Here is an 18,132-nt window from a genome sequence, read left to right on the forward strand (position 1 = left end):
AACAGCAACGCACAAGCAGCAACCCACAAGCAGCAACGCACAAGCAGCAACGCCGCACAGAAACGCTGAGAGGTACCTGACGTGTCCCGCCCGGATCTGGATCATCTGCTTCCCGACGCGGAGGCCGATGTCCGGCCGTCCCCCGAGGGAGCCGCCGCACGGCGCGCCCTGATCGCGCACCCCGCCGTGCTGCTCATCGGCATCGTGCTGGCCTCGCTCAACATGCGGGCGGCGCTGGCGAGCGTGTCACCTCTCATCGGCGAGATCAGCGACACGTTCGGCCTGTCGTCGACGGCATCGAGCCTGGTCACCTCCGTCCCGGTGCTGTTCCTCGGGGTGGGCGCGATGATCGCCCCGTGGCTGGCACGCCGCTTCGGCACCGAGGTGGTCCTGCTGTGCGCGCTGATCCTGCTCGCCGTCGGCGTGCTGGTCCGGGTCCTGCCGTCCGTCTTCGCCCTGTACGGCGGCGGAGTGCTGGCCGGCACCGCGATAGCCCTGCTCAACGTGCTGATGCCGGGGCTGATCAAGCGGGACTTCCCGGACCGGGCCGCGTCGATGACCTCTGTCTACACGGGCGCGATGATCGGCGGCGCCACGCTGTGCGCCGCGGCCTCGGTCCCGCTGGAGAAGGCGTTCGGGAACAGCTGGCAGGCGTCGCTGGCGTTCTGGTCGCTGCTGGCCGCGGTCGCCGCCGTGGCCTGGCTGCCGCAGGTGCTGATCGCTCGCGGCCGTACCGGCCACGAGGTGCGCGTCGCCCCCGCCGGCACGGGACCGGCCCGGAGTATCTGGCGTTCGGCGCTGGCCTGGCAGGTCACGCTGTTCATGGGCCTCCAGTCGCTCTGGTCGTACGTGCTGATCGCCTGGATGCCGACGATCTTCACGGACCACGGGATGAGCCGGTCGACCGCGGGTGTGATCTTCGCGTTCAACAACCTGGTCCAGGTCGCCGGAGCCTTCGGCGTACCGCTGCTCGCCGGCCGGATGCGCAGCCAGCGGCCGCTGATCGTGCTGGTCACCTCGATGGTCGCGGTCGGCTACGCGGGCCTGATGGTCGCCCCGGTGTCGGGCGCCTGGCTGTGGTCCGCGGTGCTGGGTGTCGGGCAGGGCGGCGCGGTGGGGCTGGCCCTGACGCTGATCGTGCTGCGGTCGGGCGACGCGCAGACGGCCGCGCGGCTGTCCGGGATGGCGCAGACGGTCGGCTATCTGCTCGCCGCGGTCGGCCCGCTGACGGCCGGCGCCGTGTACCAGGCGACGGGCAGCTGGACCCTGCCGATCGCCCTGGTCCTCGGGGTGTGCGCGGCGGCCCTGGTGGTCGGCCTGTTCGCGGCCCGCGACAGGAAGGTCCAGGCCGGCGGATAGCGGAGAGGGGCGGCGCCGGGCACGGAGGCAAGCACCGGGGGGCGGAGCACGCACGGGGGGCCGAGGCAGGCACGGGCGCGTGACTTGTACGACTGTCGGGTCGTTGGTCAGTGCGCGTGGAGGCGACTGGGGTTCGGGGCGACGAGAGCGCGTGAAGTCGGGGAGTGCCGGTGCCGAGGCGGAAGCCGGGCCGGTCATTGAGTACGTGACGTAGATGAGCGGACCTCCACCCCTGCAGCCCGGGGAGAGGGCCGTCACTGTCATGCACCAATGATCATGAACGGCAGGCTCATCCATGCCAACCGAAATCGCCCTGCTCGAATCGCGCGCGCTGCGCGCGGACCATCTGGGACGGGTCGATGTCCTGGACAAGGTCAAGGCATTGCAGTTGCTACCGGACGGACTGCATGTCACCACGGAGGGTGTCGCCCAGTACTTCGCTGTCCACAGGGAGGCTGTGCACAGCGTTGTACGGCGCCATCGCGACGAGCTCACGAGCAGTGGAATGCTTACGCTCACAGGTGATGAGCTGCGCAAACATGCAGTGGTCGTTTTGGCCACACCATCCCGCAGCGGAGCGGAGAGTTATCCACAGGGGCTCTCTCGCCTCCGTCTCTTCACCCGTCGGACCGTCCTCAACATCGCCATGCTGCTGCGCGACAGCGAAGTCGCCCGCAACGTACGGAGTCACCTCCTCGACACCGCGCAGCAGTACAGGGCGTCGGTGCCGGTGCCGGACCACCGTTTCGACGGGCTCGACCGGCGCGTCACCCGGCTGGAGTCCGCGATGGCCGAGGTCGGCCCCGCGCTGCGGGAGCTGGGCCCCGTGCTGGGCCGTATGTCGGACCGCCTGGACGCGGTATCGGACCGCCTGGAGACGATGTCGGTCCGGCTGGGCGCCGTATCTGACCGGCTGGGCGCCGTGTCTGAACGGCTGGGGGCGGTATCGGACCGCATGGAATCGCTGGACCGGCGGCTCACCGCCACGAACCGTGTCGTCGGGGCAATGAGCGTACGGCTCTCGGACCTCGGCGAGGACATGGCTGACGTCAAGCACCAGCTGCCGTACCTGACACACCAAGCGGAACAGGCACGCAGGCGGCGCCGACGCCACCGCCGCTGACCGAAGCCCCGGCCGGCCCGGCCCGGCCCGGCCCGGAAAGCGAAGCCCGGCCACAAGCCCCGCACCGGCCGAAAAGCCGGGGGCGGGAGTGACGACACCCCGTCGCTCCCGCCCCCGGCCCGGCGGACCCCGGTCTCACTCCTCGCCGGCCAGCGTCAGCCGCCGCAGTTTCTGGCCCGCGTACCAGGTGGCGAGCACCGTGACGGCCACCAGCAGCACCACCGCCAAGGGCAGCCCGACGTCCGAGTCGATGGCCCCAGGGGCGCCGATCTTCTCCGCCAGCGCGAGCGACCACTGCTGGATGCTCAGCGTGCGCGCACCCTTGACCAGCGTGCCGAACAGGCCCTCCCAGACCAGGGCATAGACCAGCCCGGCGACGACCGCGTGCCGGGTGACCGTGCCCAGGAGCAGGAAGACCGAGGCGTACGCGATGGACGCGACCAGCGCCGCGACCGTGTAGGCGATGGCGATCTGGCCGCCGTTGCCGTTGAGGATCATGCCCGCGACGAAGGTGGGGATCGCGGAGAACGCCATCGTGACAGCGATCGCCACCGTGAGCTTCGTGAGGATGATCGTGGGGCGCTTCACCGGTTTGGCCAGCAGATAGACGACCGACCCGTCGTCGATCTCCGGGCCGATCGCGCCCGTACCGGCGATGACACCGATCAGCGGCACCATCGTGGCCATGGCGAACCCGCCGAGCACATGGGTGGCGACCTGGTCGTCTGCGCCGCTGAAGGCGCGTACCGCGGCGGCGATCACGATCAGCAGTGCGGGCAGCACGAACAGGATCGCGGCCCGGCGGCGGCCGAGCAGGGCCCGGTAGGTGAGCCGGGCGACTGTGGGGTTGTACATGGGCGTCACAGCTCCTTTCAGGCCGCTACGAGATACGAGAAGACCGATTCCAGGGACTCGTCCGACGGCGAGACGGTGAGCAGCCGGATGCCTTGTTCACGGGCGACGCGCGGCAGCAGCGCCGTGAACCGGCCGAAGTCGACCGCCTGGATGCGCAGCGCGCCCTCCGTGACGTCCACCTCGATACCGGCGGTCGACGGGTCGGCGATCAGCGCCGCAGCCAGGGCCCGGTCGTCGCTGGACCGTACGAGATAGCGGTGCGGCCGGTCCGTCATCAGCCGGCGGATCCGGCGGAAGTCGCCGGACGCGGCGTGCCGCCCCGCCACGATCACCTCGATGTGCGAGGCGAGTTGCTCGACCTCCTCCAGGATGTGCGAGGAGAAGAGCACGGTACGGCCCTCCGCGCCCATCCGCCGCAGCAGATCCATCAGCTGCATGCGCTGGCGCGGGTCCATGCCGTTGAACGGCTCGTCGAGGAGCAGCACGCTGGGGTTGTGGACAAGAGCGGACGCCATCTTCACGCGCTGCCGCATGCCCTTGCTGTAGGTCGAGATCTTGCGGTCCTGCGCGGGCTCCATCTCGACGGTGGCCAGCGCCTGTTGAGCGGCGCGCTCGTCGAGTCCGTGCAGCTCGGCGTTTGCGACGACGAACTCGCGGCCGGTGAGGAAGTCGTACATCCCCTCCCGCTCGGGCACGATCCCGATCTGCCGGTAGACGCTCTCGTTCCGCCAGATCGGCGCGCCGTCGAGGGTCACGGTGCCCGTCGACGGGGCGAGGAATCCGCCCATCATGTTGATGAGAGTGGACTTGCCCGCGCCGTTGGGGCCGAGAAGCCCGGTCACACCGGGGCCGACGGTCATGGTGATGTCGTTGACCGCCACCACGTTGCCGAACCAGCGCGAAGTGTGGTCGATGTTGATGGTGGTCACAGCCCGACCTTCCGGTAGCGGCGCATCAGGACGGCGTACGAGCCGGCGATGAGCGCGAGAACGACGAGCACATAGACCGCACCTGCGCCCGCTCCCGGGCCGTTGCCGCCCGGGAAGGCGGAGGTCGCGCCGAGGAACGCGGTCTGGACGCCGTCGATCAGGGTGATCGGCGAGAAGAGCCCGAGCCAGGTGACCGCCCCGCCGGCGTCCTGGCTGAAGGCGATGGCCTGCACGGTGGAGACCGCGCCGTAGGTGATGGTCAGTACGGCGATGACCGCGGCGACTCCGAAGCCGCGGCGCGGAGTGAGCGCGGCGACCACCAGCGCGATACCGGAGAAGAGCACCGAGAGCAGCGCGACGGAGACCAGGCCCTGGCCGAACCCCTCGGTCTGGTCGGCGAAGTCGAGCTTCGCGAGGAGCGAGCCGATGTAGAGGATCACCAGCGGCGCCCCGGTCAGTACGAAGAGGGCCGAGGCCATCGCCGCGTACTTGGCGATGACGTAGTCGACCCGCTCGATGGGCCGGGAGAAGTACAGCGGGATGGACTTGAAGCGCAGGTCGCGGGAGACGGCCTGCGGGGCCTGCGCCGCGAGGTACAGCCCGATGATGGCCTGCATGATGACGGCGTACCGGGTGTAGTCGAGCGGCAGGTCCTTGACGTTGGTCGCCACGGCCACCGCCACGACGATCGCCGCGGGCACGCACATCACCGCGAAGAGGATCATCGGCAGCACTTTGGACTTGGCCGAGCGGCCGAGACCGTAGGCGCCGCGGAGCGACTGTGTGAAGAGCGAACGGCGGGCGTAGGCGCGGCCCAGGCGCGGGCCGTCGTAGTTCCGGTATCCGATGTTGTGGATCTGGCTGGTCTCGGTACTCATCGCGCCCGCACCTCCTGCTTCTGCTGCTCCTGTGACTGGTCCCGGTCCGGGTGGAAGACGTCCGCGATGTGGTGGCGGCGCTGTTCCATCCGGACGAGACCGAGCCCCAGTTCGGCGACCGTGTCGCGGACCAGGTCGTACGTCTCCTCGCCGGCCGCCTCGACCAGCAGGATGTGGCCCGCGCCCGGCAGCCCCTCCTCCACACCGGCGTGCAGGGTCACGCCCGCCGCGGTCAGCGTCTCGCGCAGCGCACTCGTGCCGTCGGGGTGGGTGTCGGAGTCGGTGACCTCGACGGCCAGCGTCGCCGTGCTCTGGGTGAAGTCGCTGGTGGAGCTGGAGCGCAGCAGTGTGCCGCCGTCGATGACGACGACGTGGTCGCAGGTCCGCTCCAGCTCACCGAGCAGGTGCGAAGTGACCAGGACCGAGATGCCGAAGTCGGTGTGCACGCGGCGGATCAGGCCGAGCATGTCGTCACGGCCGACCGGGTCGAGGCCGTTCGTCGGCTCGTCGAGCAGCACCAACTGCGGGTCGTGGACCAGCGCCTGGGCCAGCTTCACCCGCTGCTTCATACCGGTCGAGTAGCCGCCGATGGGGCGGTAGCGCTCTTCGTAGAGGCCGACGTGGCGCAGCGTGTCGGCGGTGCGCTCCCGGGCGGCGGTGGGCGGCAGTCCTGACATGCGCGCCATGTGGACGACGAACTCGGTGGCCGAGACGTCGGGTGGCAGGCAGTCGTGCTCGGGCATGTACCCGACGCGCTCACGGATTTCGGCACCACTGGTGGCGACGTCGAGCCCGAGCACGGCGGCCCGGCCCTCCGTGGCGGGGGACAGACCCAGCAGGATCTTGATCAACGTGGACTTGCCGGCTCCGTTGGATCCCACCAGTCCGGTCACACCGGGTCCGATGTCCAGGGAGAGCCGGTCAAGAGCGGTCACCCTCGGGAACCGCTTGCTCAGGCTTTCGGTCGCGATCACAGTCACATTCCGAAGGTAGTGGCGCCGCTCACGCCGGGCGTCAGCCCAGACGGCTGGATCCCTGTCCGCCTCCAGAGGTAGTGACCCGTAGGGGCCCGGTACGGGAGGGGGAGGGGCCGGGGGGGCGGAGGGGACCCGAGGGAGAGGACGGAGGAGCCGAGGGAGTTGGCGGACGAGCCGAGGGAGAGGACGGAGGAGCCGAGAGAGAGGGCGGAGGAGCCGAGGGAGAGGGCCGACGAGGTTATCCACAGGGCGTTGTCCACAGGTGAAGCGGGACCCTTGACGTAGCCGCCAGGCATTGTCACATTCATCAGTGTCAAGTTACGAGCACGTACCGCACACGGACGGGACGGACAGGTGGCATGGCTCCAGGGGTGAAAGCAGCAGCGCGATGGGCGGACGGCCCGGCCGCGCAGCCGGTCGCGCAGGGCGGCGCGCAGGCCGCGCGGCTGCGCGGGTTCAGAGAGGTGCAGACCCTCGCCTATGCCTGTGCGGAGGCCGTCGCCGCCCAGCTCAGACCAGGAGTGACCGAGCGCGAGGCGGCGCGCATGCAGCGCGAGTGGCTCTACCGGCGGGGCGTGAGGGACTGGTTCCATCTGCCGTTCGCCTGGTTCGGGGACCGGACGGCGTTCGCGAGGTTCAGGGTGCCGCTGCAGTTCTTCCCGACCAACCGGCGGCTCGAAGCGGGCATGCCGTTCATTCTCGACATGGCGCCTGTCCTCCACGGCTTCACCGCCGATATCGGCTACTCCGGCTGCCTCGGCCTCAACCCGGTGCACGACAAGCTGCTCGCCGACCTGGAGGCGCACCGCGCCCTCATCCTGCGCGAGGTCCGCGAAAGACGGCCCCTGCGCACGATCTACGAGGACGTGGAGCGGCTGATGACCACTCAGGGGTACGCGAACCGGCACCGCGCCTATCCGTTCGGCGTGATCGCGCACAAGGTCGACGAGGTCAAGGAGCGCCGCTGGTCGCCCCATGTGTTCGGCTTCGGCACCCAGTCCCTCAAGGGCCTGGCGAGCGATGCGCTGCACGGCCACCGGGACGGCTGGTCGCCGCTGTGGAGCCCGTACAAATTCTCCGACCACCCGCCACGGCCCGGGCTGTGGGCGGTCGAACCACACCTCGGATTCCGGGGCACGGGCGCGAAGTTCGAGGAGATCCTGGTCGTCACCGACTCGGCCGACCCCGAGCAGAGCGCCTTCTGGCTGGACGACGATCTGCCGCATGTGCGGCGCTGGGCAGAGGAGAGGGCCGCATGAGCAAGGGAATCGAAGGAGCGCGGGAGCGCCGGGTGCACACCGGCGGGATCGAGCTGTGCGTCGCCGAACTGGGCGACCGGGAGCGGCCGACCGTCCTGCTGGTGCACGGCTATCCGGACAGCAAGGAGGTCTGGACCGAGGTCGCGGCCCAGCTGGCCGACCGCTTCCATGTGGTGCTGTACGACGTCCGGGGCCACGGCAGGTCATCGGCGCCGGTACCGCTGCGCGGCGGCTTCACCCTGGAGAAACTCACCGATGACTTCCTGGCCGTGGCGGACGCGGTCAGCCCCGGCGAACCGGTGCACCTCGTCGGCCACGACTGGGGATCCGTGCAGTCCTGGGAGTTCGTGACCGTGCCCCGCACCGAGGGCCGGATCGCGTCGTTCACCTCGATCTCCGGCCCCTCGCTCGACCACTTCGGGCAGTGGATCAAGAAGCGGGCCTCCCGGCCGACCCCGCGCAGAGCCGCCCAACTGCTCGGCCAGGGCGCCAAGTCCTGGTACGTGTATCTGCTGCATACGCCGGTACTGCCGGAGGCCGCCTGGCGCGGGCCCCTCGGCAAGCGGTGGCCGAAGATCCTGGAGCGGGTCGAGAAGGTGCCGTCCGGCGACTATCCGACGGCTTCGCTGCCCTCGGACGCCGCGCACGGCGCCTGGCTCTACCGTGACAACGTCCGGTCCCGGCTCCGCAGGCCGCGCACCGACGCGTATGCCCACGCACCCGTCCAACTGATCACGCCGACCGGAGACGCCTTCCTGTCGGAGCACCTCTACGACGAACTGGAGCACTGGGCACCGCAGCTGACGCGCCGTACCCTCCCGGCCAAGCACTGGGTACCGCGCACCAGGCCGGACCAGCTCGCCGGCTGGATCGGAGATTTCGTCACCGCCAACGAGGCCCCGGGGCCCATCCAGCAGACAGCGGCGAACGGCAAGTACGCCGACCGTTTCAGCGGCAGGCTGGTCCTCGTGACAGGCGCGGCGAGCGGCATCGGCCGGGCCACCGCCTTCGCGTTCGCCGAGTCGGGGGCCCGCGTCGTGGCCGTCGACCGGGACGCGGAAGGGGCGGCGCGCACCGCGGAGATGGCGCGGCTGATCGGCTCCCCCGACGCCTGGGGGGAAACGGTGGACGTCAGCGACGAGCAGGCGATGGAGAAGCTCGCCGAAAAGGTCGCCGCCGAGTACGGGACGGTCGACGTCCTGGTCAACAACGCAGGCATCGGCCTCTCGGGTCCCTTCCTGGACACCACGAGCGAGGACTGGAAGCAGGTCCTGGACGTCAATCTGTGGGGCGTCATCCACGGCTGCCGGCTCTTCGGCCGGCAGATGGCGGACCGCGGCCAGGGCGGCCATATCGTCAACACCGCCTCGGCAGCGGCCTATCAGCCGTCGAAGGCGCTCCCGGCGTACTCCACGTCCAAGGCGGCGGTCCTCATGCTGAGCGAGTGCTTGCGGGCCGAGCTGGCCGGACAGGACATCGGGGTCAGCGCGATATGCCCGGGCCTGGTGAACACCAACATCACGTCCACCGCACGGTTCACGGGCGTATCGGCGGACGAGGAGCAGCGTCGGCAGAAGAAGTCGGCCCGGCTGTACGGGCTGCGCAACTACCCGCCGGAGAAGGTGGCCGACGCGATTCTCGCCGCCGTGGTGCACAACCGGGCGGTGGTGCCGGTGACACCCGAGGCGCGCGGCGCCCGCTTCATGTCCCGGTTCGCGCCGAGGGCCCTGCGCGCCGTCGCCCGGATGGAGCCACCGCTGTGAGCAACGGACAGGACAAGGCCACAGGACCCCCTGCCATCGCGCCGCGCCGCGTCTCGTTCGACTGGGAGAGCACGCCGCTGCACTGGATACCGGGCGAGCCCACCGCCACCCATGTGATCAATGTGCTGCATCTGCTGCTCCCGGCGGGCGAGCGGTGGTTCGTGAAGGTCTTCAAGGAGGCTCTGCCGCTCGTCGCAGACCCCGGACTACTCAAGGACGTCAAGGGGTTCATGGGCCAGGAGGCCACGCACAGCGTGCAGCACTCCCATGTCCTGGACCACCTGGCGGCCCAGCAGCTCGACACCACGGCGTACACCCGGCACGTCGACTTCCTCTTCGAGAAACTGCTGGGTGAGCGTCCGCCGCTCGGCATACCGGTGCCGGCACAGGAGTGGCTGCGCTTCCGGCTGTCGCTGGTCGCCGCGATCGAGCAGTTCACCGCGGTCCTCGGAGACTGGGTGCTGCGCGCCGACGGCCTGGATGCGGCTGGGGCGGACGCCGTCATGCTGGACCTGCTGCGCTGGCACGGCGCGGAGGAGGTGGAGCACCGGGCCGTGGCCTTCGACATGTACCAGCACTGCGGCGGCGAGGGGCTGCCACGCTACGCCCGGCGGATCGAGGGCATGGCCGTGGTCACTCCCGTGCTGCTGTGGCTGTGGGTGTGGGGCGCCTCGTACCTCCTGCGCCACGACCCGGCCCTCGTACGCCGTGATCCGGTTCCGGCAGGTCATGGCCCGGCTCTCCTACGCCATGGCCGTCCCGGGGTGGCGGGCAGGCCGGTGTACTCGCTGCGGAACCACAACCGGGCGGTCGCCAGAGGGCTGCTGCCCACCTGGGGCGAGCTGGGCGCGGCGATACCCCGCTACTTCAGGCGGTCGTACCATCCCTCCCAGGAGGGCTCGCTGCGCCGGGCGGTCGAGTACCTCGCGGCCTCACCCGCCGCACGTGCGGCAGCAGGCGCGATCGGCCGCGCAGCCCTGCCGTAACCCCTCCTGGGACGAGGCGGGGGAGCAGAAGCGGGAGGGGGAGGGAGAGAAGCGGGGGGGGGAGGGTCCGGGGGGGGCGGGGCGGGGGTCCGGGGGGCGGGGGGAGATAGAAACAGGGAAGGCAGGAGCAGCGGGGGAGAACAGTGGGAGGCAGCGTGTCCGGGGTGAGAGCGTCGGGGGCCGGACCCGAGTACCGGATCGAGGATCTGGCGCACCACAGCGGCGCCACGGTCCGTACGATCCGCGCGTACCAGGACCGCGGGCTGCTGCCCAAACCGGAGCGGCGTGGCCGGTCCAATGTGTACGGGGACAGCCATCTGGCCAGGCTGCGACAGATCGCCGAACTGCTCGACCGCGGCTACACGCTGGCCTCCATCAAGGAACTGCTGGAGGCATGGGACGCCGGGCGTGGCCTCGGCGGGGTGCTGGGGCTGGCCGCCGAGGTCAGCGGGCCGTGGACCGACGAGGAGGCGGACCGGATCACCCGGGCGGAGCTGGACGCGCGGTTCGGCGGGGTGCCCGACGACGAGGCCGTCGAGGACGCGGTGGCGCTGGGCGTACTGGAACGAGTGGCCGGCAGCGACGACGAGTTCCTGGTGCCGAGCCCGCAGGAGCTGGCCGTGGCCGTGGAACTGCACGCGGCCGGTGTCCCGCTCAAGGCCATCTCGATCCATCTTCGGGAGCTGCGCGGCCAGGTCGAGCACATCGCCTCGCGCTTCCTGGAGTTCACCACCGAGCACGTCTTCGCGCGCTATCTGAGCCCCGCCCAGCCCACCGACGCGCATGTGGCGGAGGCCGCCTCACTGGTACGGCGGCTGCGTCCGCTCGCTCAGCAGAGTGTCGATGCCGAACTGGCGCGGGCGATGCGGCTGTTCGCCACCCGTCATCTCCACCAGCACCTCGGCCCTGACGGCCCGCCGGCGCAGCCGGGCGAGCCCCCGTCCGTAGCGGTTCCGGCGGCCACGCTCGCTGCGGTGGAGAGGCTGGTGGGCCGGGAGAACGCCGCCGCGTTCATCGCTGGAGCCACCGAACGGGAGCTTCAGGCAAGGGCGTTGGACGCGCTGACTCTTCCACAGCAAGGATTCCGGCAAAGCGACCAAATGCCGTAAATGACCAACACCTTGTCCACAGAATCGCCAAATAGCCTGTGGATAAGTCACCTTGCCTGTGGATCATGCCTAACTCGGGGGGCGCAAAAGATAATTCGGAAGCACACCGGCGCACGCGCCCCCGCCCCGCTCCACCCTGCCCTGCCCTGCCGAGCCTCGCCCCACTTCGCCCCGCCGCTACCTCTTGGTCTTGATGAGCGGCGCGTCCCGCGAGAGCTCCCGGAACCCGATGCCGTAATACAGCCCGCGCGCCTCGGGGCGCCCCGGGGCTCCCAGACAGGCGACCGTCGCGTGGCTGGCTCCCGCAGCCCGCGCCCGATGCATCCCATGCAGAAGCATCGCCCTTCCCAGCCCGCGGCGCCGGTAGTCCGGATGCGTCCCGACCGGCTCGAACTCAACGGTCCTGTTCACCTCGTCGAGCCACATGATCGTCGAGGACGCCATGGTCCCGTCCGGCGCCTCCACGAGAATGTGCAGGTCGCCGCGGTACCCCGCCGCCTGCCGCACACCCTCGTAACTCTCGGCCGTGTACCCCGAGGGGGCCCAGGCGTCCAGATGCGCCTGGACCGCGGCCTTCGGCCCGGCCTCGTCGGCGGTGCGGAACCGGAACCCGTCCGGCAGCACCGGCTGTGCCACGTCGGCGAGATCCCGCTCGTTGAGCTGGGTCCATTCCCCGGCGTCGCCGAGCGAGGACGGGTCGGTCTCATAACCGTGCGCCGCCCATCTCTCCAGGGCGAAACCGTCGGCCGAACTCGGCATCACCGTCCGCTCGGTGTCCGCCGCCGTCCCGTCGTACCAGTCGATCACCTCGTCGACCAGCCCGGCGTGGCCGGGATGGACCTGATACGCGAGAGAAGCCCCGGTGACATCCTTCACCGACCCGTCGTTCCGCCTCACCCGGTGCGGAAGATGGGCCCAGCCCCACGCCACCAGATCCCCGCCGGACCACCACAGCCGACGCGGCCGGCTCGCACCGTCACCGGCCCGGCCCTTGCCCCAGTTCCAGGCCAGCTCACCGAATGTCGCCTCGGCGTTCATCAGTTCCGGCCGGGTGGCGGCGACACGCTGCGCCAACCCCTGCATGAGCCGCAAGTCCCCGGCGGTCACCAGCTCGAAGTTCGCCATAACGCGCCACTGTGGCAGCACCCCCGCACAGCGGGCGAGCCATTTTCCCGGGCACCTTGCGGGGCCGCCTCGCGGAGCCGCCCCCGGTGCATCCCCGCGCGACCGCCTGCCGGGACCGGCCTCCCGGGACCGCCTCGCCTCCCTCGCTCTTCTCCAGCTCCAGCTCTAGCTCTCCCCGAGCTGCGCCAGTGCCTCCGTCGCGATCCGCTCGAAGACCTTCTCGTCCGCGGCGAAAATGGTGCCGGGAATCGGTGCGTGGATCACGATCTCGTCGACACCGAGCGCGAAGTACCTCCCCGCGAAGTCGACGAACGCGTCCAGGGACTCCATGGGACGGCCCTCGTCGGGCGTGAACCCGGTGAGCAGGACCTTCTCCACCTCGGCGACGTCCCTGCCGATCTCGTCGCAAGCCGCGCCGAGCCTGCCGATCTGGCCGCGGACAGCCTCGACCGACTGTTCCGGAGTGCCCGTCTCGAAGATCTTCGGATCGCCCGTCGTCACCCAGCTCTGCCCGTGCCCCGCGGCGATCCTCATCCCCCGCGGACCGGTGGCCGCGACGGCGAAGGGAAGCCTCGGCCGCTGCACACAGCCCGGGATGTTCCGGGCCTCGTCGGCGGAGTAGTGCGTCCCCCGGTGGGTGACCGATTCCTGGGTCAGCAGCCGGTCCATGAGCGGGACGAACTCGCCGAACCGGTCGGCGCGTTCGCGCGGCGTCCACGGCTCCTGGCCGAGCGCGGTGGCGTCGAAGCCCGTCCCTCCGGCGCCGATACCCAGCGTGATCCGGCCGCCCGAGATGTCGTCCAGCGAGAGCAGTTCCTTCGCGAGGGTCACGGGGTGCCGGAAGTTCGGCGAGGTGACCAGCGTGCCGAGCCGGACGCGCGAAGTGGCCGCGGCCGCCGCGGCCAGCGTCGGTACCGCCCCGAACCAGGGTCCGTCGCGGAACGGCACCCGCCAGGAGAGATGGTCGTAGGTGTACGCGGTGTGGAAGCCCAGCTCCTCGGCCCGCACCCACTGCTCACGGCCACCCTCGCTCCACCGGCGAACGGGAAGAATCACAGTACTCAGACGCATGGCCACGACCCTACGTCGTACGGGTGCCAGCTCCCGGGCCGTATCCACAGGCACCCGCAGGTCTTCGCACTCCCGTGCGCTTCGGACGCCCCGTACGGGAGAATGACCGGGTGACCTCAGCTAACGGCCCCGCCGCTGCCCCCCTTCCGCCCCGGCTGATCGCCACCGACCTGGACGGAACCCTGCTGCGCGACGACAAAACCGTCTCGGCCCGCACCATCGCGGCGCTCGCCGCCGCCGAGGAAGCCGGGATCGATGTCTTCTTCGTCACCGGCCGGCCCGCCCGGTGGATGGGCGTCGTCAGCGACCATGTGCACGGCCACGGCCTGGCCATCTGCGGCAACGGTGCCGCCGTGGTCGACCTCCACGGCGACGAGGGCGGGCACATTTTCGTCAAGGTCCTGCCTCTGGAGCGCACCGACGCCCTCGATGTGGTCTCCATCCTGCGGGCCGCCGCTCCGGGCACGTCGTTCGCCGTCGAGCGGACCGGCGGCATCCACCACGAGCCGGCCTACCCGCCCCTGCAGTTCGACCCGGCGTCGAGTGTCGCGCCCGCCGAGAAACTGCTCGCGGCGGACTCCGATATCGCGGACCAGCCCGTGCTGAAGGTGCTGGCCCACCATCCGGAGCTGGAACCCGACGTCTTCCTCGCCCTGGCCCGCGAGGCTGTCGACGGCCGTGCCTCGATCACCCGCTCCAGCCCGACCGCGCTGCTGGAGATCAGCGGCCCCGGGGTTTCCAAGGCCGGCACGCTCGCGCTGTGCTGTGCGGAGCGCGGCATCTCCCCCGCGGAGGTCGTCGCCTTCGGGGACATGCCGAACGATGTCGAGATGCTGCGGTGGGCGGGCACGTCGTACGCGATGAGCAACGCGCACCCGGAAGCGGTGGCCGCTGCTTCGGGGCGCACGGTGGCGAACAACGACGACGGCGTCGCGGTCGTCATCGAGCAGATCCTGAAGACCCGCTGAGCCGCCCGCGCCCGACCCACCACCGCGGGCCACCAGTACCACCGCCGCGCGCCACCCGGCCCACCGCCGTGGGCCACCCGTCCACCGGCCGGCCGGTACGCCCCCGCCCGCCCCTGGCCTTCACACCCACCTGCCGCATCTCCGTCTCCGCTACAGCGGTGCCTCCCACACCACCGACGTGCCGCTGCCCTCATCGCCGAGCCCCGGCCCATAGGAGCTCGATCCGCCCAGTGCCTCCGCACGTCGGCTGAGATTGCGCAGCCCGCTGCGCCGGCCGCCCTCCGGGATGCCGACCCCGTCGTCGGAGACCGTGAGGCGCACCGCCGGGCGGCCGTCCTCCAGCTGTGCCGTGGCGTCGACGGTCACCTGGATCCGGGAGGCCGCGGCATGCCGGAACGCGTTGGAGAGCGCCTCGCGCAGCGCCGCAATCAGGTTCTTCCCCGTCAGCTCGCCGACCCCGGAGTCCACCGGGCCCACGAAGCGGTGCGTGGGTTTGAACCCCAGCGGTACGGCCGCCATGTTGATCTCCCGCAGCACCCGTGTGCACAGCCCCGACGGGGCTTCGGCGGGCCCCTGCTGCAGGGCGAAGATGGCGGTGCGGATCTCCTGGATCGTCACGTCCAGCTCGCCGACGGCCTTGCCCACCCCGTCGCGTACCCCCGGCGCCGCCGACTGCCGGTGGGCGCCCTCCAGCATCATCCCGGTGGCGAACAGCCGCTGGATGACGAGGTCGTGGAGGTCGCGGGCGATCCGGTCGCGGTCCTCGAAGACCGCGAGACGCTCCCTGTCGCGCTGGGCGTCCGCCATCATCAGCGCCAGCGCGGCCTGCGAAGCGAACCGCGTGGCCAGTGAACGTTCGGCCGCCGTGAAGGGCCTGGCACCCCGTTCGCGCGGGGTGGCCAGCACGCCCAGCAGACGGCCGCCGCTGTGCAGCGGCAGCATCATGCTCGGACCGAACCGCTTGCCCATCTCGGTGATCATCCGTGGATCGGACGCCGAGTCGTCCACGAACACCGGGGAGCCGGAGAGCAGGGTCGCCACGACCCCGCTCTCCGGGGGGACGATCATGCCGAGGACCTGGCCGGAGTTGTCGTTGGAGACGGCGACGACCTCGAGCCCGCCCCCCGCGGCCGGCAGCATCACCACTCCGGCGGCCGATTCCGCGAGTTGGCGCGCCTGTTCGGCCACCACCGAGAGCGCTTCGTCCGCGTCGCCGCCGGCCAGCAGAGCCGTGGTGACGGCCACCGACCCGTCGATCCACCGCTCGCGCTGCCGGGCCGCCTCGTAGAGCCGGGCGTTGTTGATCGCGATGCCGGCCTCGGTGGAGAGGACCTGGACCATGTGCAGATCACCGTCGGTGAACCGGCTGCCGTCGGTCTTCTCGGCGACGTAGAGATTGCCGAAGGTCTCCCCCTGCACCTGCACGGGCACCCCGAGGAAGGTCCGCATCCGCGGATGGTGCGGAGGGAATCCGGCGAAGCGCGGATCGGCCGTCAGATCGTCGAGGCGCACCACACGGGCATCCTCGATCAGCGCCCCCAGGATCCCGGTGTGCCCGTCCGGGATCCGGCCGATCCTCGCGGCTTCCTCCTCCGGAACTCCATGGGTGACGAAATCGCTGAGGCCGCCGCGCTCCTGGTCCACGACGCCGATCGCGGCATACCGCGCACCGGCCAGCCCGGCGGCCGTCTCGCAGATCCGGTGGAGGGTCTCATGCAGTTCGAGGCCCGTACCGATGGAGCGCATGGCCTCGAGCAGCTGCGGCACACGCGCGGTGAACTCGGCGGATTCTCGGGGGCCCGTGGGTTCCGGGGGATCGGTGGGGTCCTGAGCTGGCATACCCCAGAGCCTAGTAAGTCCTATTTCACCTGGAAAGTCGGATTCCGTTGGCTGCCGAGCAGATCACTCGCGCGCTCCCGCTCCAGCATCCGCCGCAACGGCCCCTCCAGCGCGGCCAGCTCCGCGTAAGGACCGCGCTGGACGACCCGCCCCGCGTCCAGCACGAGCACCTCGTCCACGGCGTCGAGTCCGCGGAGCCGGTGGGTGATGAGCAGCGTCGTACGCCCTTCGGTGGCGGTCAGCAGATCGGCCGTGAGGGCGTCGGCGGTCGCCAGGTCGAGGTGTTCGGCCGGCTCGTCCAGGACGAGTACGGGAAAGTCCGCGAGGAGGGCGCGGGCCAGTGCCAGCCGCTGGCGCTGCCCTCCGGAGAGCTTCGCGCCGTGCTCCCCCACCGGAGTGTCGAGACCGTCCGGCAGCCCGTCCACCCAGTCCAGCAGCCGTGCCCCGGCCAGCGCCCGGCGCAGCTCCGTGTCCTGGGCCCCGGAACGGGCCAGCCTGAGGTTCTCCCGCAGGGAGCTGTCGAAGATGTGCGCGTCCTGGGCGCACAGCCCGACGAGTCCGCGCACCGTGTCGCCGTCCAGCATGCCCGCGGCCACCCCGCCGAGCGTGTACGTACCCGACTCCGCGTCCAGGAAGCGCAGCAGGACCTGTGCGAGCGTCGTCTTGCCGGACCCGGAGAGGCCGACGACAGCCACCCGACGCCCCGCTTCGAGCCTGAGGTCCACCCCGTCGAGCGCCCGCCCCCGCTGCCCCGCATGGCGTGCGGTCAGCCCCCGCACCTCCAACGGGAAGGGCGACTCGGGCGCCGCCGCCGGGCGCACCGGCTCCTGTACCGGGACGGGTGCGTCCAGTACCTCGTACACCCGCTCGGCGCTCCTTCTGACCCGCTGCCGGTACTGCACGGCGAGCGGCAGCCCGGTGACTGCCTCGAAAGCGGCCAGCGGAGTCAGCACCACCACGGCGAGTTCCACACCGGCGAGCCGGCCGTCGTGAACGGCCGGAATAGCGACGAACGCGGCGGCTGCGACCGTCAGCCCGCTGACGAGAGCCGTCAGCCCACCGCCGAGAGCGGTGGCGGTGGCGCCCCGGGACGCGATCCGGGTCAGTATCCGGTCCGCGTCCCTGGTGCTGTGCAGCCGGCCGCGCAGCGCACCGGCGACCGTCAGCTCGGCTGTCCCCATGAGCAGATCGACGACCCGGGTGGCCAGCACTCCGCGTGCGGGCGACAGTTGGCGCTCGGCCCTGCGGGCGCAGAGGCCGCTCAGCACGGGCACCCCGACCCCGGCGATCAGCAGCCCCGCCGCGAGCACGGCACCGGCAGCGGGCAGCAGCCAGGCGGTGAACCCGACACCGGCCGCCCCCACCACCACGGCGGCCGAGGCCGGCAGCAGCCAGCGCAGCCAGTAGTCCTGCAGTGCGTCCACGTCGGCGACCAGCCGCGACAGCAGGTCCCCGCGCCTGGCCCGGCTCAGCCCGGCAGGCGCGATGCGCTCCAGCCTTCGGTAGACGGCCACCCGCAGACCGGCGAGCATCCGCAGCACCGCGTCGTGCGACACGAGCCGCTCGGCATAGCGGAAGACGGCCCGCCCGGTACCGAAGGCCCGGGTGGCCGTGACCGCGACCATCAGATAGAGCACGGGCGGCTCCTGCGAGGCCCGCGAGATGAGCCACCCCGAAGTCGCCATCAGCCCGACGGCCGACCCCAGCGCCAGACTTCCCAGCAGCAGAGCGAGCACCAGCCGCCCCCGCAGCGCACCGGCGGTCTCCCGCACCCGCGCCAGCGGGCTCATCCGGCCGGACCGCCGCTCCGGGCCCGCCACAGCTCCGGCGTCCGCCGCCGCCTCCCGGACCGCCGCGTGCTCGTCCCGCTGTGCGGGGACGGCAGCAGTAA

Annotated in this window: 15 protein-coding genes; 7 read left to right on the plus strand and 8 right to left on the minus strand. The window is 71.0% G+C overall.

The genetic code is table 11. The features are described from left to right. The first annotated feature begins 81 nt into the window (after window positions 1-81). Window positions 82-1,359: an MFS transporter gene (locus G3I19_RS15340; protein ID WP_164264150.1), complete on the plus strand. Its 1,278-nt coding sequence runs from the start codon at window positions 82-84 to the stop codon at window positions 1,357-1,359. Window positions 1,360-1,654: 295 nt separating this feature from the next. Further along, window positions 1,655-2,482, plus strand: a complete 828-nt coding sequence (locus G3I19_RS15345; RefSeq protein ID WP_239074370.1) for a hypothetical protein — start codon at window positions 1,655-1,657, stop codon at window positions 2,480-2,482. A 135-nt stretch (window positions 2,483-2,617) separates the two neighbouring features. Here the strand turns inward: G3I19_RS15345 and G3I19_RS15350 are convergent, their stop codons facing one another. The 4 genes from G3I19_RS15350 to G3I19_RS15365 are packed head-to-tail and all read right to left on the minus strand — an operon-like array spanning window position 2,618 to window position 6,118. Beyond that, entirely contained in the window at window positions 2,618-3,337 is a 720-nt protein-coding gene (locus G3I19_RS15350; protein ID WP_164264151.1) for an ABC transporter permease, read from the minus strand. A 17-nt stretch (window positions 3,338-3,354) separates the two neighbouring features. Continuing rightward, on the minus strand, window positions 3,355-4,266 hold the full coding sequence (locus G3I19_RS15355) for an ABC transporter ATP-binding protein (protein WP_164264152.1): 912 nt from the start codon (window positions 4,264-4,266) through the stop codon (window positions 3,355-3,357). Then, window positions 4,263-5,144 (minus strand): ABC transporter permease subunit, encoded by an 882-nt coding sequence (locus tag G3I19_RS15360; RefSeq protein ID WP_164264153.1) that lies wholly within the window; start codon window positions 5,142-5,144, stop codon window positions 4,263-4,265. The genes G3I19_RS15355 and G3I19_RS15360 overlap by 4 nt, the downstream gene beginning before the upstream one ends. Continuing rightward, window positions 5,141-6,118, minus strand: a complete 978-nt coding sequence (locus G3I19_RS15365) for an ABC transporter ATP-binding protein (protein ID WP_164264162.1) — start codon at window positions 6,116-6,118, stop codon at window positions 5,141-5,143. Before G3I19_RS15365 ends, G3I19_RS15360 begins: the two co-directional genes overlap by 4 nt. A 362-nt stretch (window positions 6,119-6,480) precedes the next feature. Here G3I19_RS15365 and G3I19_RS15370 point away from each other — a divergent pair, with 362 nt between their 5' ends. The 4 genes from G3I19_RS15370 (at window position 6,481) to G3I19_RS15385 (ending at window position 11,238) form a co-directional block, all read left to right on the plus strand. Continuing rightward, window positions 6,481-7,380: a M24 family metallopeptidase gene (locus tag G3I19_RS15370; RefSeq protein ID WP_164264154.1), complete on the plus strand. Its 900-nt coding sequence runs from the start codon at window positions 6,481-6,483 to the stop codon at window positions 7,378-7,380. Further along, entirely contained in the window at window positions 7,377-9,143 is a 1,767-nt protein-coding gene (locus tag G3I19_RS15375) for an SDR family oxidoreductase (protein WP_164264155.1), read from the plus strand. The genes G3I19_RS15370 and G3I19_RS15375 overlap by 4 nt, the downstream gene beginning before the upstream one ends. Beyond that, window positions 9,140-10,129: a metal-dependent hydrolase gene (locus tag G3I19_RS15380; protein WP_343235112.1), complete on the plus strand. Its 990-nt coding sequence runs from the start codon at window positions 9,140-9,142 to the stop codon at window positions 10,127-10,129. The genes G3I19_RS15375 and G3I19_RS15380 overlap by 4 nt, the downstream gene beginning before the upstream one ends. A 164-nt stretch (window positions 10,130-10,293) precedes the next feature. Next, window positions 10,294-11,238 carry a MerR family transcriptional regulator gene (locus G3I19_RS15385; protein ID WP_164264164.1) on the plus strand — a complete coding sequence of 315 codons (945 nt, stop codon included), beginning with the start codon at window positions 10,294-10,296 and terminating at the stop codon, window positions 11,236-11,238. A gap of 177 nt (window positions 11,239-11,415) precedes the next feature. Here the strand turns inward: G3I19_RS15385 and G3I19_RS15390 are convergent, their stop codons facing one another. Together G3I19_RS15390 and G3I19_RS15395 are read right to left on the minus strand one after the other, a co-directional pair. Continuing rightward, window positions 11,416-12,363, minus strand: a complete 948-nt coding sequence (locus tag G3I19_RS15390) for a GNAT family N-acetyltransferase (protein ID WP_164264156.1) — start codon at window positions 12,361-12,363, stop codon at window positions 11,416-11,418. 165 nt (window positions 12,364-12,528) lie between these two features. Continuing rightward, window positions 12,529-13,440, minus strand: coding sequence for an LLM class flavin-dependent oxidoreductase (locus G3I19_RS15395; RefSeq protein ID WP_164264157.1), 912 nt, complete (start codon window positions 13,438-13,440; stop codon window positions 12,529-12,531). Between the two features lie 104 nt (window positions 13,441-13,544). Between G3I19_RS15395 and G3I19_RS15400 the strand changes: the two genes are divergently transcribed. Further along, window positions 13,545-14,402, plus strand: a complete 858-nt coding sequence (locus G3I19_RS15400) for an HAD-IIB family hydrolase (protein WP_343235113.1) — start codon at window positions 13,545-13,547, stop codon at window positions 14,400-14,402. Between the two features lie 150 nt (window positions 14,403-14,552). Here the strand turns inward: G3I19_RS15400 and G3I19_RS15405 are convergent, their stop codons facing one another. Both G3I19_RS15405 and cydC read right to left on the minus strand, forming a co-directional pair. Continuing rightward, complete coding sequence (locus tag G3I19_RS15405; protein WP_164264159.1) at window positions 14,553-16,241, minus strand: GAF domain-containing protein; 1,689 nt, start codon at window positions 16,239-16,241, stop codon at window positions 14,553-14,555. Window positions 16,242-16,261: 20 nt separating this feature from the next. After that, window positions 16,262-18,132, minus strand: a 1,871-nt coding sequence (gene cydC, locus G3I19_RS15410) for a thiol reductant ABC exporter subunit CydC (RefSeq protein WP_164264160.1), incomplete at its 5' end; no start/stop codon positions are given.

This window comes from Streptomyces sp. SID10853, from assembly GCF_010548145.1.
Classification (GTDB): Bacteria; Actinomycetota; Actinomycetes; order Streptomycetales; family Streptomycetaceae; genus Streptomyces.